We start from the raw sequence: 24,603 nt of genomic DNA, 5'->3' as shown, positions 1-24,603 counted from the left end.
TTTTTGGCGCTATCCGAGGTGGGCTGCTGTAAAAAATGAGGGAAATTACGTAAAATTGCTGTTTTTGAGGTTAAATCGGTTAAAAAATTGGCACAATGGGTGCAATAGCTAAACTGTCCTGTCAATTTTTGAAAGCCTCGGAGGCTATTATGAAAACTATACAAGCATATATCGACTCAAAACAACAAGAATTTATGAATCATCCTTTTTTTGAAGTTCTTACTCATTTAGATAGTTTAGAAGAAATCAGTTATTTTGTCCCTGAACTAACCTTTTGGGCAATGACTTTCCAAGATATCTTACGTCTAAACGAAGAAAGAGTTAGTGATCCTTATTTGAAAAAAGTTGCACGTCACCACCGTCTGGAAGATGCCGGTCACGAAAAATGGTTTTTACACGATAAAAAATACATGGGTGGCTTATGCAATGACAAATCATGTGATAAAGATGACGTAGCTTGGCTCTATAGCAAAGAGTCACAACTCACACGAGATGCAGCTTACTCAATAATGTCTGAAATCTATAAAACAGATGATGAGCTCTTAAATATAGCTCTCTTACTAACCCTTGAATCTTCAGGCCACGTGTTCTTCGAGAAAGTCGCCAAACAAGTCAAAAAAGCGGGTGAAGATCAAAATCTTAAATATTTCTCATCCAACCATCTAGATGTTGAGCTTGCTCACGCATTATTTGAAGGTGAAATGGAGAAAAAATTATTCGCAATGCAAGTGCCTATCAATGTAAGACGGGAGGCTTTAAAGATGATAGACCGTTGCTATGATGCATTCAACAAGATGTTTGATGGATTACTTCTTGCATGTAATCGTCGACTAGAGTTGGCAAAACAAAGGAATCAAAATGCAGCAAACGCCTTGGAGTATGCAGCAAATAAAGCAGTGTGAGAAAGAAACAGGACAAGCGATGCTCAGCGATGAGCATACGCTTGTTTTTTATGCCCAAGATTTTGGGAAACTGTTGCAATCTAGTCCTGCAGCGGTATGCATACCACCCTCAGTAGAAAAAGTTCAAGCAGTTATTCATTATGCAAATCAGCATAAACTCCCGGTAACCATCAGAGGAAATGGTTTAAGCCAAAGTGGACAAGCACTTTCAAGCAAAGGCTTAACCTTACATTTAGAGCAATTAACTGGTGTTCTGGATAAAGAAACAGATGCAATTTGGGTTGAAGCCAATAGTAGCTGGGCTGATTTATTAGAAGTCACTTTAAAATCATCTCAAATACCCTATGTGCTGCCTTATAATTGTAATTTATCCATAGCGGGGGTACTTTCTGCTGGGGGAGTAGGGGCTTCCTCTTTCAAATACGGATCTATAACAGCGAATGTAAAAGCGCTTGAAGTAGTACTTGCTAACGGTGAGGTTCGCATGGTAGATGAGAACTCCCGGTTATTTCAAGCCTGTCTTTCAGGGCAGGGACAATTTGCCGTTATTACTAAGGCCTGCATCAAATTACGACCTTGCCAAAAACAAGTAAGAACCTTTTTCTTAACCTACTTGGATAAAGAACAATGGTTGCATGATTTGGCTGATCTGAGGTCTAAAGCCGATTACATCGAAGCTTTCTGCTCCCCTTCGATACAGGGTGCTAAATTAGTTGCGCAAAGACGTGTGCCTTTTGCACAATGGCTTTTTGCGATTCATGTTTCTTTAGAATATGAAAAAGATCCCCCTGAATTCACAAGTTTTTCTAATAACCTAAAACCGTGGCAATTACTACACAAACAAGATGAATCCATTCATTCTTATCTTCATCGACATGATCCTCGTTTTGAAATTATGAAACTGACTGGTCAATGGGATTTATCTCATCCTTGGTACGAATGTTTTATTCCCGCTAATATTTTAGCGAATACCCTTGATGAGTTATTAGCCGATTTACCGTTACATTACGCCACTGTAGTACAAATAGTACCGCTGGCAAACCAGCAACAAACGGGGTTTTTAATGCTGCCAAAGACAAAAGACATTTTTGCTCTAATGATTTTAAACCCTGGAGTGAGCTCTGTATTGCTGCCCAGTTGTTTACAGGCAATAGAAGCATTGGATGCACGATTCTTGAAGCAGGGGGGGAAACGTTATCTTTCCGGCTATTTAGGCCGTGATTTACCTAAAAGTTACTGGGATAATCATTTTGGTTCTCTTAATAAAGAATGGATAAGTTTGAAAAAAGAGTTCGATAAAGATCATATTTTTAATTCTTTATTATTTCGTTAATGTTGGGCGAGGTCGCATAGCCGTTAGGCTATGGTTCGAGCTGAGGTATCCCCACGAAATGAAGATTTAAGGAATTTGTATTCATTTTATCCCGTTCAGCCTGGGGAGCACGCATCGCGTGCGTCTCGAAGGCTCTGTCCGGAGGTTCTCGAAGGCCTGCCCTGAGGCTCTCGAAGGCCTGCCCTGAGGCTCTCGAAGGGGGGGGCGACACTTCGAGACAGCGCTGCGCGCTTCCTCAGTGCGAACGGTATAAATAAAACGCTCAATGAACTAAACAGTCTATTTAATTTCGTGGGGATACCTCAGAGCCCGAACGGTTAATTTAGATTACAAAACTCGAGCGAGGCGGAATCAAGGTTTTCTATTCATTCTTAGGCTCAAAAGCCATCAGAGTAAAAAGTGTGTTTGTTTTATAACTATCTAAATAGCGAAAACCCGAAGGTTCGATTGATTTTTGCCATTCTGCAATCGTCCGCTGCCGACCTCCTAAAAGAACCATCATCACAATATCCATCGTTTTATTAGGATGCGGAAGTTCACTATCCGGTAAAACTTGTTCAGCGATGAAAAGAGTTGCATTGTGAGGCATTTGTTTATGGCAATTACTCAAAATATGGTGCATAAATTTATCATTAAAATCGTGCAGAACCCCTTTAAAAAGATAGGCATCGGCCTGTGGCACATGAGCAAGAAAATCGCCTGCAACTAAATCTACGTTTGTGGGAAAGTCATTCTGCTTAAGCTGCTCAATAACCGCCTGTGTATCAAACAAGGTTAATTGTAAATCTGGATAATTGTACGCTAACGCTTTGACTAATCCACCGCGTCCGCCCCCCATATCAATAACATGTGAAAATCGGGAAAAGGGATAAACCTGCGCAATGGCATTGTCGTCAAAGGTGGATAATTTAGCCATTCCCTTGTCGAAATTGCTTTGTTTTTCCGGGTGCTTGCTTAAATAGCTAAAAAAATCATCGCCATGCTGGAGAGTAAAAGCCGAAATACCTGTTTTCAGACTGGCATCAAGCGCGGAAAACGCTTGCCACCAGCTATCATCGACCATACATAAAACATCACGCATAGAATTAGCTGCATCGTCTCGCAGAGGCATTGATAATTCAGTTAATGCATAAGCATCGTTTTCACATTTAAAAAGTTTATAAGCAGAGAGGAATTTTAATAAACGGTCCAATAGTTCAGGATTTGTGCTTGTCATTTCAGCCAACTCGTTTATTTTTTTTGGTTCCAACGACATATGGTTCGCGAGGCCAAGCTTTGCTACAGTATGAATAGCTCGAGAGACAACATACCAACGTGACATGATTGCTAGTTGTATATGAGGTTGTTCTTGGTCGAATTGCATGTTGTTTCCTCGAGTTGATTGTTATACTCAAGCAGCTTAAGTATAAACTGCAAAAATCATGCTAACTTGAATATTGAAATAATGAAACAGACAAAATTTTTTCTATTAGATTTTAACGAGCCCAAAAAATTAGCTGCCAGTCTCGTTTTTTTGTTAGCATTCTTTGCTTTTGTCTGGGAAATTGTTTATGGGTTTCGCTCAACTGAACAAGCAAAAATTACCAGCCAGCCAGCAAAAGTTGCCGCACCACAAAATGCAATTCAGCCTAATTCGCCTCTTTTTACCGGCGCCTTATTTGGTGATTATGTTCCAGCAAATTTATCTGATGCAGAGATAAAACAATCGATGCTTGATGTGCAAGTGGTTGGAATTATGTTTTCAGATAAAGAAGAGAATTCACAGGTTATTATTCGAACAAATAATGGAGAAGAAAAATATTACGTTGTGGGTGATACCTTGCCAGGGGGAGCTGTAATTAAACATATTTCTGCCCAAGGTGTCGTTGTTTTGCATAATGGCGCCCTTGAGAGTTTAAGTTTGCCCAAAAATGAATTAATCTTCGAAGGTCCGGCGAAGCCTTTGATTGGGGAATGAAATCTATGCGTTTTGTATTGCAGCTGGCTTTGTTGTTATTTTTGACCTTGCCCGAAGTTGCCTGTGTGATGAGAATTAGAGATACCAATCTAAGAGAAGGTATAGAGTGCTTTCGTGTGCAAAATTATCGTGATGCATTTATTCATTTAAAACCAGAAGCAGATAGAGGCCAGCCAGATGCACAATATGCAATAGGCTATATGTATTATTACGGTCAAGGAGTTACCGAAAACAGGGAGCAAGCTTGGATTTGGATCAAGCGCGCTGCTAGAGCAGGTCAGCCGGATGCCATTCAAGCCGCTAGAATTTTAAGACATCCCCCAAAAATCAATGCCTCAAAAGATCCTTTGGATGCTTTAATTTATCAAGATGTTCCTGGTGAATACTAAAGTTTAGTCATTGCTTTCTGACGTCATCCGGGGCATAGCGAGGAGGGATCCATGAATGTTAGCACAATGCAAATCACAGTGATGCCACGCTAACCTACCGGGTGGATATGTTCATGAATGGCGCTATTATTAGCCCAAAAGAGCAATTCGTATTAGGCACTAGAAGCACTAATAATCAGTGAAAGCATGTAGCAACAATAAACAAGTACCAAAATCCCCCCATGCCAACGCGTGATTTTTTGTTTATTGTAATAATTGATCCATAAAAGCACTAAGGTGGTAACGAACATGGCAGGTATATCTCGCCATAGAACAGCATGACTAATGGCCGCAGGATGAATAAGACTTGGGAAGATCATCACCGCAAGTAAGTTAAACATATTTGAGCCGAGAATATTTCCAACGGCAATGTCGTCAGCGCCTTTCGCTGCAGCTACAATCGAAGTGACCAATTCAGGTAAACAAGTTCCAATAGCGACAACAGTTAAGCCCATATATAAATCACTAACGCCAAGCCAATGGCCTAGGGCGACACAACTGTTAACTAAATATCGAGAACTAATTGGCAAAACAATAATACCAACAATAAGGCTAGCAAGATGAAGCCTGAAAGAGCGTTTGCGTAAATTCGCGTTTTTAAACTCCACTGCTAATTGTTTTTGTGGACGGTGTTGTCGGGTGATAAAAATAAAATAAAGAATCAAAGCAATGCAGGCGAGCAAAAACAAACAACCATCCAAAACATTCAGATAGCCATTGAGCATTATCGAATAAGTAAAAAGCATCACCAAAAAAAGCAAAGGAAATTCACGGTGAAATAGCGTCGATTGAATTTTTAGAGGTTTTAAAAGCGCAGTTAAGCCCAATACTAAGCCAATATTAGCAATGTTAGTCCCTATTGCATTCCCAATAGCAATATCAGTATAACCTTCAATGGATGCACTAATAGCTACCATAATTTCGGGTGCAGAAGTACCCAAAGCTACTAAAGTTAAGCCTACTAGCAAAGGCGGAAGATTGTAATAGAGGCCAACGCCTGAAGCCCCGGAGACCAGGTGATTGGCTGACCATAATAGGGCAATAAGACTTAATATAAGGGTAACTATAATCATAATGCCGTATCTCAATAATTATTAGCAGTAGGATAATACTTGATTTAGCTTTTAATACAATAACAAAGCCAAGGTTTTTGTTGTTCAAAATATTTTCATATTGTTGGCTATGTGATATGATGTGTACATCACAAGATGGAGTCTAGAGATGATTTTTTTCAATTTTAAGCCCGGGTTATTGCTTTCTACGACAAAAATAGCAGAGCTACAGGCGTCTAATTCCCTTTTCCTTATCTAGTTTAGTATCGCGTATACCTAATCGCTTTGCTAAACAACTTTTAAGATGATTTTATTATGTTTAGCAAACAATACGAACTTTTCCAACACGATGCATTTAGGCATTTCACCCTAAGCTGTGCTTTAGCCATGTTTGGTAATGGTCTGACCTACATTATTATGATTTGGGCCTTGATGCGTTTCGATGCCTCAGTGGTTTCTACAGCTATTTTAATGGCTTGCTTTTGGCTGCCGAATGTTCTGTTGGGCCCATTTTTAGGTGTAGTTGCCGATCGCTGCAATCGCAAATTTTTATTGCTGACTACGAATAGCTTGCGGGCTATCTGTTTATTGGGTTTCGCCTTTATCGCTTACCGCAATGAAATCAGTCCTTTTGCTATATATTGTTTGGCAACTGTGCTAGGGACTTTATTAGCAGCTTATATTCCAGCAGCGATGACTTTTGTGCGTGAAATTGTTAATACAGAAGATGATTTGCTCTATGCGAATGCAATGGTTGATACGGCTTATGAGATAGGGGCAGTATTAGGGATGGGAGGCGCTGGGTTAATTCTTGCTGGAACTTCTTTTGCAACCTGTTTTGTTTTAAATGGATTAACTTATTTATGTGCTACGCTGTTCCTTTGGCGAATTTCTTATTGCTCTGATAAACAAAAAGAGCAAAATTGTGAATCTTTTTTCCAGCAATTTTTACAAGGCGGGCGTTATATTATTGCGCGTGTTCCCGTGCTGTTAATTTATTTAATTCAAGGATTATTCTTTATTTGTTATATGACAGCACCAGTACTACTTGCTCCTTTCGCAAAATCAGTGCTACACAGTTCGGTAGCGCAATTTGGTTGGTTAGAGGCTATGCTATCTGCTGGAATTGTAGTAGGTGGATTTTTGAGTCCCTGGTTGGCTAGCGTTTTTTCTCTTTTAAGGGTAATTTTTGCTCAAGTTTTAATCGGAATTGTTGCTTTTTACTTATTTAGCCATACTCAGAGTGTATCTTGGGCAATTTTTTATCATTTCTTCATTGGCTTTGCCTTTTCTTCCTGGGCATTATTAACGACCCTTGCTCAAGAAATAACGGATCTTGATTATCAAGGAAGAGTGCAATCTTTATTCAACTCCATGTCAGGAGCGATAATTATTGTGTTCTATTATATTTTGGCTCAATGGAAAAATGCACCTGTGACTCAACTGTATATCGGTGAGATTTGTTTATTACTCATAGCTGGTGCCTTGTTGATAATCATGGCAACCCGGGGTGAAGAGGATGACCAGTTAGAGAGCTTGGGGGTGTAGGTTGGGTTTTTGGACTCTGAGGCATCCCCACGAAATTAAACAGACTGTTTAGTTCGTTGAGCGTTTTGTTTATACCGTTCGCACTGAGGAGGCGCGCAGCGCCGTCTCGAAGTGTCTCCCTCCTCAAACCTCAGGGCAGGCCTTCGAGAGCCTCAGGGCAGGCCTTCGAGACGCACGCGATGCGTGCTCCTCAGGCTGAACGGAATAAAATGAATACAAATTCCTTAAATACTTATTTCGTAGGATTCCTCAGTTCATACTGAGGTATTTCCACGAAATTAAATAGACTGTTTAGTTCATTGAGCGTTTTGTTTATACCGTTCGGACTGAGGAGGCGCTTGCGCCGTCTCGAAGTCTCGCATCAAGCCTTCGGAGACAATATGATGGCTCCGCGCATCCTGAGGCTCTCGAAGGACTAAGTCCCAACGGTTAATTATTAAGACGCCCATGAGACCAAGGCTCAAACTACATCAATTTTTTTAGAGATTCAAAAAATGATTAAGGATAGTACTCACCGGTTTAGCTAGTCCTAACTCGTTAATTTCCGTAGCGGCAAACCATTTACCTGGTTGCTCAGCAATAGTGCTGCTATTGTTGACGGTTTGCAGGGCTAATGCTTTGATGTCTAAATGAAAATGACTGAAAGTATGTCTCATAGTAAGCAGCTCTTGTGTATCTAAACTGGTCATCATATAAGTTTTTTCAATATATTCTTTTGGGCAGGTTTCAATCTCAATAGTCGGCAGGCACCAAAGCCCTCCCCAAATGCCAGTAGGTGGTCTTCTTTCAAGATAAATTTGCTTTTCTGCATTATGCAGCAGCAAAAATTGCTGCTGCTTTATCGGTATGGTTTTTTTTATCTTTTTATGTGGATAGAGCAGGACTTTATCTTGAAGTTTAGCTAAACAGGTTTTTTGCAAGGGACAGTGTGTGCATTTAGGATTTTTCGTTGTACAACAAGTAGCTCCTAGGTCCATAATCGCTTGTGTATAATCGGCACAGCGTTCAGTCTTCATACATTGTTCAGCAAAGCGCCACAATTTTTGCTTCACTGCACTCTGCTCAGGCCAACCCTCAACGAGGAAATAACGGCAGAGCACACGTTTAACATTCCCATCTAATATAGGCGTAGGTTGCTCAAAAGCTTGGGAACTAATGGCTGCAGCTGTTGAGGGGCCAATTCCTGGCAAGAGTAGGAGAGTTGCTAAATGAGTAGGAAATTCGCCTTGATAATTTTCACAAATAATTTTAGCTGTCTTATGGATATTACGAGCACGACTGTAATATCCAAGCCCGGACCAAAGCGCTAAAACCCTGTCTTCATCAGCTTCAGCAAGCTGCTCAATGTCAGGAAAATTAGATATAAACCGATTAAAATAGGGAATGACCGTTTTAACTTGAGTTTGTTGCAACATAATCTCAGAAATCCACACTCGGTAAGCTGTGCGTGGATGTTGCCAGGGTAAATCTTTACGACCATGATGATCAAACCAGTTAAGTAATGGGATCGTGAATTGCTCTTCTAGCATTAATTATTCCTATCTCAAGGGCGCGGCTTAAGGATAAAAACCTCCCGCCTACTTCATCCACGAATCGAATGCCAGAGCTAACTCTCTAGATCCTGCGAACAAGCCGTAGGATCTAGGAATGGGTTAAATGTAGTCTTATGGCAGCGGTGGGATCGTTGTAGTAATAATCGTTTTTATTGTTTTTTCAATTGTTTTTATAGGCTTAGTGAGGGTATTTGCCAACCAAGCTTTGTTAAGTAAAGGGTTAATTTTTTGAAGATCAGGTGAAACCGTTGGTTCGGTTAAGCTGCCTTTAACTAGAATCGGAAAACTACCACCAAGTATCTGTTGAATTTTTTCTATTTGGCTATTTTGGCTAATAACTTTTGCAAATAAACGGCTATCTAAATTCTCATCTTTTAAATTTAAGTTTCCTTCGCCTTTTAACTGCAATTTATCAGTTTGTAGAACTAAGGAATTACTTTCCAATTTTGAGTTTTGCAAGAGATACTGAAAGGTCAGTAAATTAAAGCGTGTTCCACCTTTAAAAAATTCTGGATTATTAAATTGTCCTAATTCTAAAACATGCTGCATGTCCGCTTTGTTGGTAGCGAGCAGGTTAGCTATTTTATTATTGGTTTCTTCGATGACTTTATCTAAATTAATGGCTTCAACCACTCCATCTTTAATGGTTAAACTACCGTTTCCAGCGAGATGATCTAGCCAATTTGGATGTTGTAAATTGACTTGAGCATGGATTGAAAAATCAAGACTGCCTTTGAATAAGATTTTATTGAATAAATCTTTTATAAGTTTAGAGCTTTCTAAATTGGTAGCCGTTTGATTTAGAATTAGCTTTTTACTAGCAAATTCATAATGAAGATCCCCAACGGATTCACCATTGTATAAATTAAAAGTTAAGGGGTTTAGCAGTAAAACACCGGGTTTTGTTCTGGTACGGGCACTAATTTTGGCTATTTTAAAATGCTTTATCCTGGTATTTTGTAGATATAATTGTCCATCTAAAGGAGTATTTTGCAGCGCCATTAATGGATTGCTGAATAAATTAGGGGTTAGACTGGTACTTCCTTTAAAATTAATTTGTGTTTTTAATAGCTTTTCCTGTGCTTCGGTAATTTCGAGATTGGTTTTAAATTGCAGCGGAAAAGTTGTGCGTTGTAAGTTAAATTGTTCTGCTCCAATCTGCAAACCTGAGAGGGTAGTTATTTTTTGATTTTGCTGAATGATCACTTGACCATGGCTTAACATGAAACGTTCAATAGCAAACTGATCGGCAAGGTTATTTTTTAGATGGCCGCTACTCTCTTTCGGTTTTGTAGTTTTGACTGCGGAGGAGGTTGTTTCAGGATTCACATAAATTTTAAACCCATCTACATTTAACTCGTTAAATACCAGTTTTCCGCGCAATAAAGGGGTAATTTTTAAGTTAAATAATAAATTTTCTAATTTAGCTGAATAACTAGTTTGAGCCTGCCCGTTGCCAATTAGTATTTGCGTGATTTTAATTCCCGGACGCGGAAATACTTGCCAGGAAATCTCTCCTTCAATTTTAGCTTCTTGTTGGGTTAAAGTAGATAGCTGAGAACTAACATAATTCTTGATGATGTCTGGACTTACGGTCTTTGCGAGAGCCCAAAGAGCAATCGTAGTGACTACTAAGAGGGCCAGTAGGCCAACGAGAAGTTTCTTCAGGACTTTCATGATTTGGGTAACAGCAAAATAAATCCAACAAGCATATAGATAACTGGCTCTATGTCAAGTTGCGCGCGATTAAAAACAGTTATCGTCACTTTCAGGCTTGTAGAAGCTCTCTGCTACAAATAGTTCTCATTGATTCCTCGTTAAACCTTGGCAAGGAGGCATGAGAGTAGAATCTGCAATACCCCTCACGCAAGAAGATCGTTTTGAAAGAAGAAAATCTTATCTATAGGAAATTATGTTAGTTTTTTTTGTCAAGTTTTTTATCTAGCTAAAAAAATAAAAAAGTATCTTGCCATTGCTCTGGGAGAGAGTTAACCTGATTGTCTTCCCTCGAAAAAGTTGGGAAAAAAGACGTTGATTTTACTTTTCAGTTGTACTCAGGATGAGTCAATAAGATCAAGGAGCGCGTCATGCAATCGAGTAAATGGGAAATTATAATTCTCAAGCCTACACGTGTTTTTTTGTCTTTTCTTGCAGCACAATTACCCGACGTTGAATTGCCAGAATTACGTCCGTTACAAATTGATAATACTGCATATATTATTGCCAAACACAATAATGACGAGGATACACTTAATGAAATAGAAAATCATTTTGCAACGATGTTTCGCTATGAAATCCATCGTTGGCTGGGAGAGAACGCTCGCAATGATATCGAAGGGAGTTTTCTCGATTTTCTATGCTGTTTTAAATTTGAATTACATTCTCAGATCGTCTTAATGGAACCATCATTAGCTCAGGGACGACAATTGTTACGAGTTAAACCCCGTTCTGTTTTACTAAAATGGCTAAAATCGGCTGTTGAAGAGCAAGTTGATTTTGCAGACGTGTTAGATCGTATCAATTTGTCCCATTTGGCTGAAAATGCGACTGTAGTTATAAAAAACTTTAGTAATTTGATGGATATAGAACCTTTTCTGAAGACTAATTATCGACCAATATTTGAAGCTGAAATGCAGCGTATGTGCGATAGGGCTGAGGAATGGCCTATGGTAGACTCTTATCAAGCCTTCAAACGTTATTTTTCAATAGAGACTCATACTCAATTAGTTCATTTGCACTGAGGATTGGCATAGCTAATCCATGGTGTTTTTTTATTTAAAATTCAGTAGGTTATGGATTTTTTGTGTCATTATTGACCGAATATAGGTAGTCGATATAATTCAGAAATTCGAAAAATTGTACATTTTTTGATTGTCTGTTTTGGTTCACTTGAGGCATAATTCGGTCAGTTGAGGTATTTCGTGTTCATAATGATCTATTGGTGATTGTTATTTCGCAAAAATAACTTGCGTATTATAATTGATTTGTTTTTTTGTAAAAATTGCTGAATTGGTTGAATATAATCATTTTTTTAGTTTCACTGCATTAAAGCATTATGAGTATGGAGTTTCACATGAAATTTAAAGGCTTAGTGTCATTGTTAATTTGCTGTGCAAGTTTTGTTGCAACGTCTTCTCACAGTACAATAGTTGATGAACTATTACCTAATGAAAGAAATACAGTTGAAATTTTTCAAAAATTTTCTCCCAAAGTAGTTTATGTACATCGCTTAACGACGGTTATTAATCATTCTTTAGAGCGTACTCAAGTACCAGCAGGCGCAGGCTCAGGCATTGTTTGGGATGATCAAGGCCATATAGTGACTAATTTTCATGTGATAAACGGTGCTGAAAATCTGGCAATAGGTATTGGAAATATGACAGTACCTGCTAAGGTTATTGGTTCTGAGCCTCGTAAAGATATCGCTGTTTTAAAAATTAAATCGCCTAAGGCTTTGGCGCTCCTTAAGTCTTTTGTTCCCTTTGAATTGGCGCGCACTAATGAATTGTTGGTAGGACAAAAAACCATCGCGATTGGTAATCCTTTTGGGCTTGATCATAGTTTATCAGTCGGTGTTATTTCAGCACTTGGGCGTCAAGTTCCTGGCGCTGGCGGGGTAGCAATACGCGATATGATTCAGACGGATACTTCTATCAATCCCGGTAATTCAGGCGGTCCTCTATTAGATAGTAAAGGGCGATTAATCGGGATGAATACAGCGATTTATTCTAATTCTGGCTCTTCGGCAGGAGTGGGTTTTGCAGTACCTGCGGATGATATTGCCCGCATAGTGCCACAAATTATCAAAAACGGTAGAGTAGTTTTAGCAGGTATTGGTATACAGTGGGTTGGACCGAGTATTTCAAAACGTTTTGGAATTGATAAAGGAATTTTAATCGCCGATGTTATACCTAATACACCCGCTGCACGAATTGGGTTGCGGGGAACTCATCGCGATAGCTGGGGGAGGATACATTTAGGCGACATTATTACCGCTTTAAATGGCCATCCCGTTAAAAACTACGATGCTCTTTATAATTTGTTGACTAACATTAGAGTTGGTGAAGAGGTTACTCTGACTGTATTAAGAAATGATACAGAAGCAAATTATAAGATAAAAACGATTGATATTGCTGCCTATTAGGCTGTCTTGAATTATCATCCCTGCTTCTGCAGGGATGATAATAATGCTAACAACCATATTCCTTTTGATAAGCAAGCAAGCGCTCAACGTCCTGAGGCTGGTTATTTTTTTGCAGATACTCAATCAAATCAAAAAGCGTAATAATCGACAATACCCGAATACCCTGTGCTTCAATCTCTTTAAGAGTGGATAGATTAGTCTGACCCCGTTCACAGCGATCGAGAGCGATAACTACACATTCAAGTTGACCGCCATGTGCTTTAATTAAAGTTTGAGCCTCACGAAAAGCAGTTCCGGCAGTAATGACATCGTCAATAATAACCGTTTTGCCATGCAGGGGGGCGCCGATGAGTTTTCCACCCTCGCCATGATCTTTTGCTTCTTTGCGATTAAAGGTTACTGTCGTGTTAATACCCAATTCCGCCAGAGCGACTGCGGCGGCAGTCGCTAAAGGTAGTCCTTTATAGGCTGGTCCGAACAGATGCTCAAAGCTTATATTGTTATTTATTAATGTTTTTGCATAAAAATAACCCAGAGATCGTAAGGCGTCTCCCTGGTAAAAAAGACCAGCATTAAAAAAATAGGGGCTTTTTCGACCCGATTTTAAAGTAAATTCACCAAATTTTAAGACTTGGCAATCTAAGGAAAGGCGAATAAACGCTTCTTTAGAAGTATCCATCAAAGATCCCCAAAAATAATTGAATTCGTTGAGCTTAACGATTTTAAAAAAAAATCGTTAACAATCAACAAAAAACTGTTATGCTAATCACATGCTTGGTTGATTCCGGCATTGTGAGGCATCCATTGTAGCGCAAATTTAGTTGTATATGCGGTACTCTGTTATCCGTTGTCCGCGATTTGAACTTGAATGGATGCTGGAAATGTTCGCTCTACTATTAGTAGATGATAGAAGTGTTCGTAAGGGGGATAGTGAATGTCGCAAAGAGAAACTGGCCACGTTAAGTGGTTCAATGAAAAAAAGGGATTTGGATTTATCGTTAATCAACAAGGTGATGATATATTTGTTCATTATAAGGATATACAGGGTGTTGGTTTTAAGACATTACACGAAAATGATCCGGTAACTTTTATCCTCGATAAAGGTCCTAAAGGATTCAAAGCACAAGATGTTGTTATTGTTACTGATGAGCAATAATAACTCGTAAAAGTCAGGCAACCTGCCTGACTTCGTGCTTCTATTTTTCTTGACCAGCGACTAGCAGAATCGTTATCATCCACTCCGTCTTATTCCAGTGTCTTACTCGAATAGATCATTGGCTCTCGCATAAGTACATCATTTATGAGAAACCACATATTAGCGATACCGACTTTAGATCTAGGCGATTTTTATTGACCTTGAACTAGGTATCGAATTTAGATTATTTGGGGGAGGTCAGAATGGAATCTAGTCAACGCGTGGCAGTGATAACTGGCGCTGCAAGCGGTATTGGTTTGGCTTTATCACAGGTTTGTTTGCAACGAGGTATTCATGTCGTTATGGCAGATAATGCCGTGACCGCCCTTTGCGATAAAGTTGAGCAATTAAGTGATCAAAATGGAGCGGAAGTTTTAGGTGTCGTTTGTGATGTTGCTAAACCTGAAAGTCTGAGGCATTTAGCAAAACAAACCTATGAACGATTTAGTCGTGTTGACTGGTTATTTAATAATGCAGGGATCAGTGGCCATCTTGCGCCAATATGGGAATTAACCACTGAACATATTCGTAAAGTGATGGATATTAATTTGCACGGAGCGATTCATGGCTTACAAGCGTTTTTACCCCTGATGTTCAAACAAGCACATCGTTCTCGTGTAATCAACATGGCCAGTTTTTATGGTTTATGCAGTGGCTCGCAAATGGGCGCTTATGCGATGTCTAAACATGCACTTGTTGCACTGTCTGAGTCGCTTTATTTTGATTTACAGCGTCTAAATAAACCAGTTGATGTGTCAGTCGTTTGTCCTTCGTTTGCCAATACCTCCTTGCTTACTAATTCTGCTCCTTTGCATACTGATAAATTACATCATATGGTTGCCGAACTGGTCGCGCGTAGCCGACCAGCCCTTGATGTCGCTGAGCATATCATCCGTGAGCTAAAAAATAATACGTTCTATATCTTACCGGACAGAGAAGTCAAAGATTATTGCGAGCAGCGAACTAAGGCTATCATCGAGCAGACTGAGCCGCATCGACATAGCCTGGAAAAAATTATTTCGTCCTTGAGCAAAAGGGCGGTAGAGAATGAGGCTGAACAAATCTCTTAGTTTATACCCCCACGATGATTGCTTAGTATAGATGGACTACTCGGTGGCGCTGCTGGATGACGCGCTCTCGATTCTAAGAAAAAACGGGCAGGCTCAGGTGATCTTGGCCCTTGATTAACATCAGTAGAGGCTGTTGCTGGGGGGGCAGAGGATGATTCTTTCTTTTTCTCTTTCTCTTTTTCCATGTTACTGAACTTTTCATGTAAATCTTTATTCAGCTTGTGCTGCAAATTTTCTATTTCCTTTTTGTCTTTCAACTTATTCTTTTCTTTTCTATCTTTCTTTTTCTCTTTCCCTTTTTCTTCTTTACGGAGAGGATGAAAAATTGAACTTAAGAGACCTCTCTTTGATGAAACAGCTGTTGGTGAGGCAGGGGCCGCTGGGGTAGTTAATTTTTCTGAAGCTTCCAATTTTGATTGTAATATAGCTGGAGCTAATCTTCTAAGCTTTTCTGTCGGTGCGGGTAAGTCTTTAGGCTCCTTGCCAAGGGCGTAATCGCGTGCAAAATTCATAGCGGCAGTTAGGGTAAAACCACCTCGTTTTGCTTGCTCATAATTTCTAACTGGATTGGCGCTTTCATCGCAAGGATCATAAGTTTGGAATTTTGCCGATTCAATACATACGGCAGCTATTTTTTTTATCATATCACGGTAGTCAAACCGAATTTCACCTTTACCAGCAATAGGAGCATAAGAAAGGTAACTCTCTGTATGCTCTTCTTGCTTTTCAGAACTTGGTGGACTTTCTTTTTCTATTACAGTTAAAAGCGCACTCTTTTCTTTCTTATTTTTCAAGCTATCATCAAGAATGAGGGAGCTATTATCCGATATTTTTCTTATGCTGGGATGGGGGATAAGAAAAAGATTTTTAAGATTGTAAGGAAGTAATTGAGCATTTTCTGGAATATCAAAAAAAGCGGCTAGATCATCTAAAATCTCCTTTTTATCATCCAAAAAACAAAATTCAAACTCATCCTCTGGATACAGGGATGCGAATAAGTGCGCTTGCAAAAGAAGGATAGATAGTTTACTACTATCATGTAACCAATCGGGACATTTTGCTGCCCGAACGAGATCTTGCACATAGTCTTTTTGTGCTAGATCTAAAAGAGTAAGCGCTTGTTTAAAAGTTTCCCCAGCTTCCAGATCATTATAAATGTCTGTCAGTAAGACATCGTGAAATATAGCCCCTATTTCCTTACTTAAGCCTTGAATTCTTGGATAACAGGAGCCATTTCTGTTTAAACCCGAGTTTCCATTATCGTCCCTGACGGATTGGCGATTTGAATTGATAAAAACATGTGTTTCTGTGAAAAGGTTATTGCTCTCCTTTATTTGTTTTATCAATGGAGCGTTTTTAGGAAGAGCAAGAATATCATCGCAGCTTCCTTCAGATACACTGCCATCAAAGTCAACTGAAACAACACGATGAAGCCCCATAAAATCTCACCTAGTAATTTAAGACGCATCAGTGTATGATAGTTTTGCTTATATTTAAAGCAATTTATCTGCTTTTTGTATTATCTGTTTAGCTCTGCCATTTAACCGAGAGTTCACAAATCGCTCTAAAATTATTTATTATAGAATTTGACTTCAATCAGCTTTCTGATTACCTTTGCTGATAAACAAATCAGGAGTTTCATTTTTAAATGGCAAGTCTTGCAACTTATCTGTTGAATAAAAAAACATTTCTACCCTTATTTTTGACTCAATTCTTTAGCGCCTTTAATGATAATGCATTTAAATTATCCATGTTGACGTTGATTAGTTATCATTTGAGTACTTCGCAAGGGCAATCAGAATATTATCAAGCTATCGCCGGCGCTTTATTTACCTTGCCTTTTTTTCTATTTTCAGCTACGGCAGGTCAATTAGCAGACAAGTATGATAAAGCCTTGATGACTAAATTAATAAAGTTATTCGAAGTTCTATTAATGTTTGTAGGTGGTTTTGCCCTGAGTCAAGGAAGTATTAGCTTATTACTCCTTTGTTTAACTGGAATGGGCATTCATTCGACTTTTTTTGGGCCGATAAAATATGCTATTTTGCCAGACCATTTAGCTCGAGAGCATTTATTAGGTGCAACAGCATTAATTGAGGCAAGTACTTTTTTAGCAATACTTTTAGGTACTACCTTAGGCGCTCTCGCGATTGGAACAACGATAACTCATGTTACCTATGCTATTTTAATAACCAACTTTATTGCCATTTTAGGCTTTATGGCCAGTTGCTATATTCCTGCAGCTTCATCAAAAAGCAAAAACTTGCAAATCGATTGGAAAATCTGGCGAGCTACCCAAGGGATGTTAAGGGATGTACTAAAAAATCATCGGCTGCTTCCAGCCATCTTAGCTATTTCCTGGTTCTGGTTAATAGGGGCTGTGATGTTGACCAAGCTGCCTGATTACACTCGCTATGTTTTAGGCGCTGATACCTCCGTATTTGCCGTATTTCTTTCTTTATTTTCCACCGGCATTGCCTTAGGCGCGCTTGCAATTGGTCATTTTTTAGATGGTAAAATCACTTTACGTTATGTTCCTTTGGCAATGCTGCTGTGCTCCTTATTTGCCGTTGATTTGTATTTAGCTTCACCTATACTCACTGAAGAGATGCCTCTGCAAACTTTTGGGCAGTTTTTTTTAAAGCTATCAAGCCTGCGAATTGTCTTCGATTTTTTCTTTTTTTCCTTTTGCGCAGGATTGTTTGTTGTACCGCTTTATACTTATTTACAAATAAGTAGTGATGATGGAGCGCGTGCGCGGACAATTGCCGCTAATAACATTATCAATGCCTTGTTTATGGTTTGTGGGACTTTCATCGTGGTATTGCTACTGCATTTAAACGTGGGAATAGCGATGGTTTTCTTTATTTTAGCTGTGTTAAATGCAGTTGCCGCATTAATGCTATGGATATTATTGACGATGCAAGCTAGGGCTCAACTGGCTTAGCTCTTGTTACCCGAGTTTAGGTATCCCCAAAGAAAATGAGAATATAAGAAATTTGTATTAATTTATCCCTTCGGGCTGAGGAGCACGCATCGCGTGCGTCTCGAAGCCTGTCCTGGGGCTCTCGAAAGGGCATCGCGACACTTCGAGACAGCGCTGCGCGCTTCCTCAAGACGAACGGTATAAACAAAAATAAAGCTCTGGATGACGTACCAGGGGGCTGTTCCCGAGGATTTGGCTAATCGTTCAACCAATCTTTGGGAGGAAGAAAATCAGTATATAAACTTTCTTCCACGCTCTCTTTTTCAGGATGCCAATTGTATTCCCAATGAACTTCAGGGGGTAGGGACATTAAAATAGATTCTGTCCGTCCTCCTGATTGCAAGCCAAAGAGGGTTCCGCGATCGTAAACTAAATTAAATTCCACATAGCGCCCCCGTCGATAAAGCTGAAATGCTTTTTCTCTAGCACCGTAGGCTAACTCTTTACGTTTGATAACAATTGGCTCATAAGCTTTGCTAAAATGGTCACCGACACTTTTCATAAAACCAAAACTGTTAATAAAGCCTCCCTCATTAAAATCATCAAAAAATAAGCCCCCAATTCCACGGGCCTCTTGTCGATGTTTTAAATAAAAATAATCGTCCGCCCAGGCTTTAAAGCGAGGGTAGAGATCTTTGCCGAAAGGCTCACAGGCTTGATGAGCTATTTGATGCCAGTGTTTACAATCTTCACGAAAACCATAATAAGGAGTTAAATCAAAACCGCCGCCAAACCACCAAATTGGCGGAGTGTTATCCTTTTCGGCAATAAAAAAACGCACATTGGCATGAGCGGTGGGAATATAAGGGTTCTCTGGATGGATAACCAACGACACTCCTAAAGCACTAAAACGACAACCGGCTAATTCAGTACGATGAGCGGTAGCCGAAAGAGGCAATTGCTCGCCCGATACATGCGAAAAATTGACTCCTGCTTTGGCAAATATTTTACCCTCATTTAAAATTCGGGTTATACCGCCGCCGCCAAGAGGGCGTGTCCAGCTTTCTTCGCTAAATTGGCCTTGGCCATCAATTGTCGATAACGATTTACAAAGTTTGTCTTGAAGATTGAGAAGATAAGTTTTAACTTGCTCGATGGCATTATCGGGTAAATCAGTTAGATCTTTTTTCATTACTATCCCCCAATCATTGAATAAAAGGCTAAATCAAGGTTTGGGTGCTATTTTAGCTTAGATTTGATGCTAAGGGTAAGAATAATTAAAATTTCAAAGCAAATTGGCACAACATTTGCTTTGTTGCTAAGGTCGTTTAAACAGGGAGTAAAAATGGCTTTCGATTTAGATAGTTATCTTGGTATCCATGCCAAAGCATTAATTTTGCGTGATCAGCGTACTTCACAACTTGCGAATAATTTGGCAAACCTCAATACCCCGAATTATAAATCTAGAGATATTGATTTTAATGAGGCACTAGGACAAGCCATGTCCTCTTCTTCACAGCAATTGGCAACTGATGCCCCCAACCATATTAAGGGTCAAAGCAAGTTTGAGGGGCAACTCAAATACCGTATGCCTAGTCATATGACACTTGATGGAAATACCGTGGATAAAGATCTAGAAACAACCGCATTTACTAAAAATGCTGTTGATTATCAGGCTAGCTTAACTTTTCTAGATAATAAGATTAAATCAATGATGACTGCTCTGAAAGGTGAATAAAAATGTCATTAAATAATATATTCGATATTTCTGGCTCGGCACTTGTCGCTGAAACAGCACGATTAAAAACCAGTGCTTCTAATATGAGTAATGCCGATGTAGTCACAGGCAGTGCCGGTGAAGTTTATCGTGCACAATATCCAATTTTTACTGCGGTACAAGAGGAAGCTCAGCAATGGATGGATGGTCAAACGAAAGCTGGTGTTGCTTTATCAGGTGTTTATGAAGCGACTACTGAAGCTGTTAAGCGCTTTGAACCTAATCATCCCCTCGCTGATCAAGATGGTTTTGTTTATGCGCCAAACATTAATTCTGTAGAGGAAATGGCAAATATCATCTCTTCTTCGAGAGCGTATGAAATGGGTGTTAGTGTGCTTAATACCACAAAACAATTAATACAAAGAACACTTCAGTTAGGTGAGTAAGGAGCAAATTATGACAGTGGATGCAGTCAGTAGTGCTAATTCAACTTTGGGACAAATGGGCGCTGGCCCGGCTAAAAATTTAGGGCAGAAAGATTTTTTAAAACTAATGGTTGCTCAGGCACAAAACCAAGATCCTTTGGAGCCTAAAACCAATGGTGATTTTTTAGGTCAATTAGCTCAATTTAGTACAAATGATGGGATTAGTAAAATGCAGGAATCTATCCAACAATTGGCTTCTTCCTTACAATCTAACCAAGCATTGCAAGCCTCTTCTTTAGTTGGCCGCAAAGTGTTAGTAGATAGTGACAGTTTCAATCTCGAACAAGGCGAAGCTAAGGCTGCAGTCGAGCTGCCGGCCTCGGTAGATAATTTAATGGCTTCTGTGTATTCAGAGTCAGGGGACTTAGTTCGCAAAATTCCTCTCGGTCAGCATGGCGCAGGTTTTCATAGTTTTTCCTGGGATGGCCTGAATCAAAAAGGCGAACATATGCCTGCGGGGAGGTATTCAATCAAAGTAAATGGCATTTATTCTGGAAAGGAGGTGGCCTTAAAAGCAATGACTGCAGCTAATGTCGACAGTGTCAGCCTGGGCCAAAATGGTGAGGGTGTTAAATTAAATGTAGCAGGAGTGGGTACTGTATCACTAAATGACGTTAAACAGATTACAAACTAGGGATATCTCTGTTAGGGAAAAATAAGAAACTAACAGAACCTTATTCATGCAGGAGGCAACATGACAATATTTGGTACAGGACTTAGTGGACTGCAAGCTGCAACCAGTGATTTAGGCGTAGTTGGTAATAATATAGCCAATTCATCAACAACCGGTTTTAAAAGCTCACGTGCATTGTTTGCAGATGTCTATGCCAATAGTTTTTTCGGTAGTGCTAATACCATTGGGGATGGAGTTAATCTAGCCGGTGTGCAGCAGACTTTCGGGCAGGGCAATTTAAGCTTTACCAATAATAGTCTGGACCTGGCGATTAACGGTAGCGGATTTTTTGTTTTAAGTGATAATGGGGCGCCAGTTTATACGAGAGCAGGTGCTTTCTCTATTGATAATCAAGGATTTCTTGTTAATAGTTTTAACCAAAATTTAACGGGTTTGTTGCCCAATGCGAATGGGACGGTGGGTAGTGTTACGGGGAATTTACAACTTAACACTGCCAATATTAATCCGCTTGCCACGTCAACGGTTACTACTGGCGTAAATTTATATGCTAACAGTACTCCACCCACTGTGGCCTGGGCAGGTGGTGCTACTCCTGCCAGTGATACTTATAACAATGTGACTTCATCCACTATCTACGATAGTTTAGGTAATTCCCATGTGTTATCCATGTATTTTATTCGTGCTGATGCAACTGCTCCTGCCGGAGCACCGAATGCGTCTGCACCAGCCGGTACTAATAACCAATGGTATGTCGCTTTCCAAATTGATAACCAAAACGTGCCCGCCAACGTAGGCACTACAAACAGTGCTAACCTATATCGCATTAATTTTAATAGCGATGGAAGTTTTTCGGGGGCAGCAGATACAACCAATACGCCGCTTGCTAATAATGCAGTACCTTTAACATTGGCCTTAACCAATGGCGCAAATCCATTGAACTTTACTGTCGATTTATCTAATAGTACTCAATTCGGTAGTCCTTTTGCAGTGCAATCAAGCACACAAAATGGCTATACCACAGGGCAATTAAATAGTGTGTCTATTGATCAAGATGGTGTATTGTTTGGTCGCTATACCAATGGGCAATCTCAAATTATGGGACAGGTGCAGCTCGCCAATTTTCCCAATCTCAATGGCCTGCAGCCGCTTGGCAATACTACCTGGGGTGAGACCTCTTCCTCAGGGCAAGCTTTGGTAGGTAATCCGGGTACTGCAAGTTTGGGGTTGATTCAGTCAGGTGCACTTGAAGATTCAAACGTTGATTTGACGAGTGAATTAGTCAATCTTATTACAGCGCAGCGTTATTTTCAGGCCAATGCGCAAACAATCAGGGCTGGCGATACAATCACTCAAACTATTATAAATATTGGCTAATGAGTTAGGAGCTTAAAAATGGATCCAGTTTTATATAATTCAATGAATGCTTCGCAGCTTGACTTTTATCGTCAAAATATACTTGGCCATAATATGGCTAACATTAATTCACCGGGATTCAAAGCCGACTTATTTCAAGCCCAATCTTTATATGTTACTGGATCCGTACAATCCAGCCAGGCTTTTGCGGTAACCCAGCCAGCAGGTACAGATTTTTCCGATGGCCCCTTGCTGACGACTGGTAGAGATTTAGATGTGGCAGTTCTAGGTAATGGTTGGTTTGTAGTACAAGATACTAAAGGCAAAGAGGCTTTTACCAAAGCAGGCGATTTTCGAGTCACTGAAAATGGTATGCTAGTAACCGGGGGCAATAGACCTGTCATTGGCGATGGCGGACCCATTTCTATACCCCCAGCACAACGGATAGAGATAGGAACCGATGGAACGATCTCGATTGTTCCCTTTGATGGCCCCCCTAGCGAAGTGGTTGTATTAGATCGCTTAAAACTGGTTAAATTGAAACCTGAACAGATCCATAAAGACGTAGATGGTTTGATGAAGTTAAACCGAGCTGGAACCGTACCTTCTGACGCTTCTATTAGGGTTGTTAAAGGTGCCCTGGAAGGTTCGAACGTAAGCCCTGTAGAACAAATGATATCTATGATAAATTCGGGTCAGGATTTTAATGCAAGAATGAGAGTAATTGGGGCTGTAGATAGCAATGCGCAAAAATTGGCACAGCTTTTGCAGCTATGAGTTTTCATTTTTAATTAGGGATAAGGAAAGCTATGGAACCAGCGTTATGGGTCAGTAAAACGGGATTGGATGCACAAGATAAACAAATAGCGAATATTGCGAATAATTTGGCGAACGTTAACACCACTGGATTTAAGAAATCGAGAGCCACATTTGAAGATTTGATTTATCAAAATTTAACTCAAGCCGGAGCCCAGTCGACTCAAACTACTGAAATACCTACGGGATTAAACATGGGTAGCGGGGTCCATCTCGTTTCAACGCAAAAGATATTTAGCGAAGGGGGGATACTCAATACTCAAAACCCATTAGATGTGGCCATTCAAGGAAGCGGTTTTTTCCAGGTACTACTTCCTGATGGAACCCAAGCTTATACGAGAGATGGTACTTTTCAGGTTAACTCTCAAGGCCAATTGGTTACTCCAGGCGGTTTTGTGGTTCAACCTCCCATTACTATCCCGCAACAAGCGCTCAACATTACTATCGGCCAAGATGGCACAGTCAACGTGTTGACGGCCGGAAATAACACCCCTACACAGTTAGGAATAATTCAGCTTAATACCTTTATTAACCCGGCGGGACTCCAGCCTATGGGGCAAAATTTATTTCTTCAAACAGTGGCAAGTGGTCCGGTACAAACTGATAACCCTGGAAATATAGGTCTAGGGACGCTTTTACAAGGTTCATTAGAAGCTTCCAACGTCAATGTGGTCGAAGAGTTAGTAAATATGATTCAAGCTCAACGCAGCTATGAAATCAATGCTAAAGGAATACAGACCGTTGATAACATGTTGCAGTATCTAAACCAAACCTTGTAATTGAGTAAGGCCAATGACTAATTTTCGCCGAGTATTGGGTGTATTCATTATTTCAACCTTAAGTGGCTGCGATGCCTTGAATCCCCCATTTCCGGGTACGCACCCAGAATACGGCCCGACTTATCCGGCGTCTCCTGATCCTAAGCAAATACGTCATGTAAATGGTGCTATTTATAATGCAGAAACGGCATTGCCTCTTTTCGAAACACCGCGGGCAAGGCATGTGGGCGATATAATCACCGTAATTTTGCTTGAAAAAACAGATGCACAAAAGAAAGCAAGTACCCGAGGCCAAAAAAATGACACGATCAAAATGACGAATAAAGCCTTCTTTGGTCGTCCTATTTCCATGTTTGGAGGTTATAGCTTTGACTTTGATATGGATTCAAGGCGTCAATTTGATGGCACAGGACAAGAAATTCAAAATAATAAATTATTCGGCAGTATCTCTTTAACCGTCTCTAAAGTTCTGCCAAATGGCAATATGATGGTTCAAGGTGAGAAGTGGTATAAAATCAATCAGGGCGATGAATACATAAGACTTTCAGGAATTATTAGACCACAAGATATTAAGCCAGATAATACCATCGTCTCGGATCGAATTGCGAATGCAAGAATCGCGTATGGTGGTGTTGGGGAGTTGAACAATATGAATGCCCAGGGATGGTTCTCTCGCTTTATTTGGGGACCAATATACCCAACCTAATTGAT

24 protein-coding genes are annotated in these 24,603 nt (G+C 39.9%); 17 read left to right on the top strand and 7 right to left on the bottom strand.

Annotated features, from left to right (window positions below; all coding sequences use genetic code 11):
- The first annotated feature begins 149 nt into the window (after nt 1-149).
- Together Lnau_RS09130 and Lnau_RS09125 are read left to right on the top strand one after the other, a co-directional pair.
- On the top strand, nt 150-902 hold the full coding sequence (locus Lnau_RS09130) for a hypothetical protein (protein ID WP_058504873.1): 753 nt from the start codon (nt 150-152) through the stop codon (nt 900-902).
- A complete protein-coding gene (locus Lnau_RS09125; protein WP_058504796.1) occupies nt 859-2,235 on the top strand; it encodes an FAD-binding oxidoreductase in 1,377 nt (458 codons plus the stop codon). The genes Lnau_RS09130 and Lnau_RS09125 overlap by 44 nt, the downstream gene beginning before the upstream one ends.
- A gap of 361 nt (nt 2,236-2,596) precedes the next feature.
- On the opposite strand, the gene Lnau_RS09120 is transcribed toward Lnau_RS09125, so the two are convergent.
- The gene (locus tag Lnau_RS09120; protein ID WP_058504795.1) at nt 2,597-3,598 is read right to left on the bottom strand and encodes a methyltransferase; all 1,002 of its coding nucleotides are present in this window, start codon (nt 3,596-3,598) and stop codon (nt 2,597-2,599) included.
- An 81-nt stretch (nt 3,599-3,679) separates the two neighbouring features.
- On the opposite strand from Lnau_RS09120, the gene Lnau_RS09115 reads away from it, so the two are divergent.
- Together Lnau_RS09115 and Lnau_RS09110 are read left to right on the top strand one after the other, a co-directional pair.
- Nucleotides 3,680-4,192 (top strand): type II secretion system protein N, encoded by a 513-nt coding sequence (locus Lnau_RS09115; RefSeq protein ID WP_058504794.1) that lies wholly within the window; start codon nt 3,680-3,682, stop codon nt 4,190-4,192.
- A 68-nt stretch (nt 4,193-4,260) separates the two neighbouring features.
- On the top strand, nt 4,261-4,581 hold the full coding sequence (locus Lnau_RS09110) for a tetratricopeptide repeat protein (protein WP_338011306.1): 321 nt from the start codon (nt 4,261-4,263) through the stop codon (nt 4,579-4,581).
- A 152-nt stretch (nt 4,582-4,733) separates the two neighbouring features.
- Here Lnau_RS09110 and Lnau_RS09105 read toward each other — a convergent pair whose 3' ends face one another.
- Nucleotides 4,734-5,693: a calcium/sodium antiporter gene (locus Lnau_RS09105; RefSeq protein WP_058504793.1), complete on the bottom strand. Its 960-nt coding sequence runs from the start codon at nt 5,691-5,693 to the stop codon at nt 4,734-4,736.
- Between the two features lie 294 nt (nt 5,694-5,987).
- Here Lnau_RS09105 and Lnau_RS09100 point away from each other — a divergent pair, with 294 nt between their 5' ends.
- A complete protein-coding gene (locus Lnau_RS09100) occupies nt 5,988-7,220 on the top strand; it encodes an MFS transporter (protein ID WP_058504792.1) in 1,233 nt (410 codons plus the stop codon).
- 479 nt (nt 7,221-7,699) lie between these two features.
- Here Lnau_RS09100 and mutY read toward each other — a convergent pair whose 3' ends face one another.
- Nucleotides 7,700-8,749 (bottom strand): A/G-specific adenine glycosylase, encoded by a 1,050-nt coding sequence (gene mutY, locus Lnau_RS09095; RefSeq protein ID WP_058504791.1) that lies wholly within the window; start codon nt 8,747-8,749, stop codon nt 7,700-7,702.
- 135 nt (nt 8,750-8,884) lie between these two features.
- A complete protein-coding gene (locus tag Lnau_RS09090; RefSeq protein ID WP_058504790.1) occupies nt 8,885-10,450 on the bottom strand; it encodes an AsmA family protein in 1,566 nt (521 codons plus the stop codon).
- 410 nt (nt 10,451-10,860) lie between these two features.
- Here Lnau_RS09090 and Lnau_RS09085 point away from each other — a divergent pair, with 410 nt between their 5' ends.
- Entirely contained in the window at nt 10,861-11,514 is a 654-nt protein-coding gene (locus tag Lnau_RS09085) for a hypothetical protein (protein ID WP_058504789.1), read from the top strand.
- 320 nt (nt 11,515-11,834) lie between these two features.
- A complete protein-coding gene (locus tag Lnau_RS09080) occupies nt 11,835-12,917 on the top strand; it encodes a S1C family serine protease (RefSeq protein ID WP_058504788.1) in 1,083 nt (360 codons plus the stop codon).
- A 46-nt stretch (nt 12,918-12,963) separates the two neighbouring features.
- Here Lnau_RS09080 and pyrE read toward each other — a convergent pair whose 3' ends face one another.
- The gene (gene pyrE, locus Lnau_RS09075; protein ID WP_058504787.1) at nt 12,964-13,596 is read right to left on the bottom strand and encodes an orotate phosphoribosyltransferase; all 633 of its coding nucleotides are present in this window, start codon (nt 13,594-13,596) and stop codon (nt 12,964-12,966) included.
- Between the two features lie 255 nt (nt 13,597-13,851).
- Here pyrE and Lnau_RS09070 point away from each other — a divergent pair, with 255 nt between their 5' ends.
- Together Lnau_RS09070 and Lnau_RS09065 are read left to right on the top strand one after the other, a co-directional pair.
- Complete coding sequence (locus tag Lnau_RS09070; RefSeq protein ID WP_058504786.1) at nt 13,852-14,073, top strand: cold shock domain-containing protein; 222 nt, start codon at nt 13,852-13,854, stop codon at nt 14,071-14,073.
- A 242-nt stretch (nt 14,074-14,315) separates the two neighbouring features.
- Nucleotides 14,316-15,182: an SDR family NAD(P)-dependent oxidoreductase gene (locus Lnau_RS09065; RefSeq protein ID WP_058504785.1), complete on the top strand. Its 867-nt coding sequence runs from the start codon at nt 14,316-14,318 to the stop codon at nt 15,180-15,182.
- On the opposite strand, the gene Lnau_RS09060 is transcribed toward Lnau_RS09065, so the two are convergent.
- Nucleotides 15,179-16,621: a hypothetical protein gene (locus tag Lnau_RS09060; protein ID WP_058504784.1), complete on the bottom strand. Its 1,443-nt coding sequence runs from the start codon at nt 16,619-16,621 to the stop codon at nt 15,179-15,181. The genes Lnau_RS09065 and Lnau_RS09060 overlap by 4 nt on opposite strands.
- Nucleotides 16,622-16,830: 209 nt before the next feature.
- Between Lnau_RS09060 and Lnau_RS09055 the strand changes: the two genes are divergently transcribed.
- Nucleotides 16,831-18,129 (top strand): MFS transporter, encoded by a 1,299-nt coding sequence (locus Lnau_RS09055; RefSeq protein ID WP_058504783.1) that lies wholly within the window; start codon nt 16,831-16,833, stop codon nt 18,127-18,129.
- Nucleotides 18,130-18,364: 235 nt separating this feature from the next.
- Here Lnau_RS09055 and hemF read toward each other — a convergent pair whose 3' ends face one another.
- Complete coding sequence (hemF, locus tag Lnau_RS09050; RefSeq protein WP_058504782.1) at nt 18,365-19,300, bottom strand: oxygen-dependent coproporphyrinogen oxidase; 936 nt, start codon at nt 19,298-19,300, stop codon at nt 18,365-18,367.
- Between the two features lie 153 nt (nt 19,301-19,453).
- Here hemF and flgB point away from each other — a divergent pair, with 153 nt between their 5' ends.
- From flgB to Lnau_RS09015, 7 genes are read left to right on the top strand one after another with little or no spacing between them, the layout of a single operon-like run.
- Entirely contained in the window at nt 19,454-19,846 is a 393-nt protein-coding gene (gene flgB, locus Lnau_RS09045; RefSeq protein WP_058504781.1) for a flagellar basal body rod protein FlgB, read from the top strand.
- Between the two features lie 2 nt (nt 19,847-19,848).
- Nucleotides 19,849-20,271, top strand: coding sequence for a flagellar basal body rod protein FlgC (gene flgC / locus Lnau_RS09040; RefSeq protein WP_058504780.1), 423 nt, complete (start codon nt 19,849-19,851; stop codon nt 20,269-20,271).
- Nucleotides 20,272-20,281: 10 nt separating this feature from the next.
- The gene (locus Lnau_RS09035) at nt 20,282-20,944 is read left to right on the top strand and encodes a flagellar hook assembly protein FlgD (protein WP_058504779.1); all 663 of its coding nucleotides are present in this window, start codon (nt 20,282-20,284) and stop codon (nt 20,942-20,944) included.
- A 60-nt stretch (nt 20,945-21,004) separates the two neighbouring features.
- Nucleotides 21,005-22,318 (top strand): flagellar hook protein FlgE, encoded by a 1,314-nt coding sequence (flgE, locus tag Lnau_RS09030; protein ID WP_058504778.1) that lies wholly within the window; start codon nt 21,005-21,007, stop codon nt 22,316-22,318.
- An 18-nt stretch (nt 22,319-22,336) separates the two neighbouring features.
- Complete coding sequence (locus tag Lnau_RS09025; protein WP_058504777.1) at nt 22,337-23,074, top strand: flagellar basal body rod protein FlgF; 738 nt, start codon at nt 22,337-22,339, stop codon at nt 23,072-23,074.
- A gap of 32 nt (nt 23,075-23,106) precedes the next feature.
- On the top strand, nt 23,107-23,892 hold the full coding sequence (flgG, locus tag Lnau_RS09020; protein WP_058504776.1) for a flagellar basal-body rod protein FlgG: 786 nt from the start codon (nt 23,107-23,109) through the stop codon (nt 23,890-23,892).
- Between the two features lie 13 nt (nt 23,893-23,905).
- The gene (locus tag Lnau_RS09015) at nt 23,906-24,598 is read left to right on the top strand and encodes a flagellar basal body L-ring protein FlgH (RefSeq protein ID WP_058504775.1); all 693 of its coding nucleotides are present in this window, start codon (nt 23,906-23,908) and stop codon (nt 24,596-24,598) included.
- Nucleotides 24,599-24,603 lie beyond the last annotated feature (5 nt).

Origin of the sequence: Legionella nautarum (assembly GCF_001467895.1) — a bacterium.
In the GTDB taxonomy this organism is placed as follows: domain Bacteria; phylum Pseudomonadota; class Gammaproteobacteria; order Legionellales; family Legionellaceae; genus Tatlockia; species Tatlockia nautarum.
Note: the sequence above shows the minus strand (reverse complement) of the source record. Positions and strands in the feature narration are given on the sequence as shown.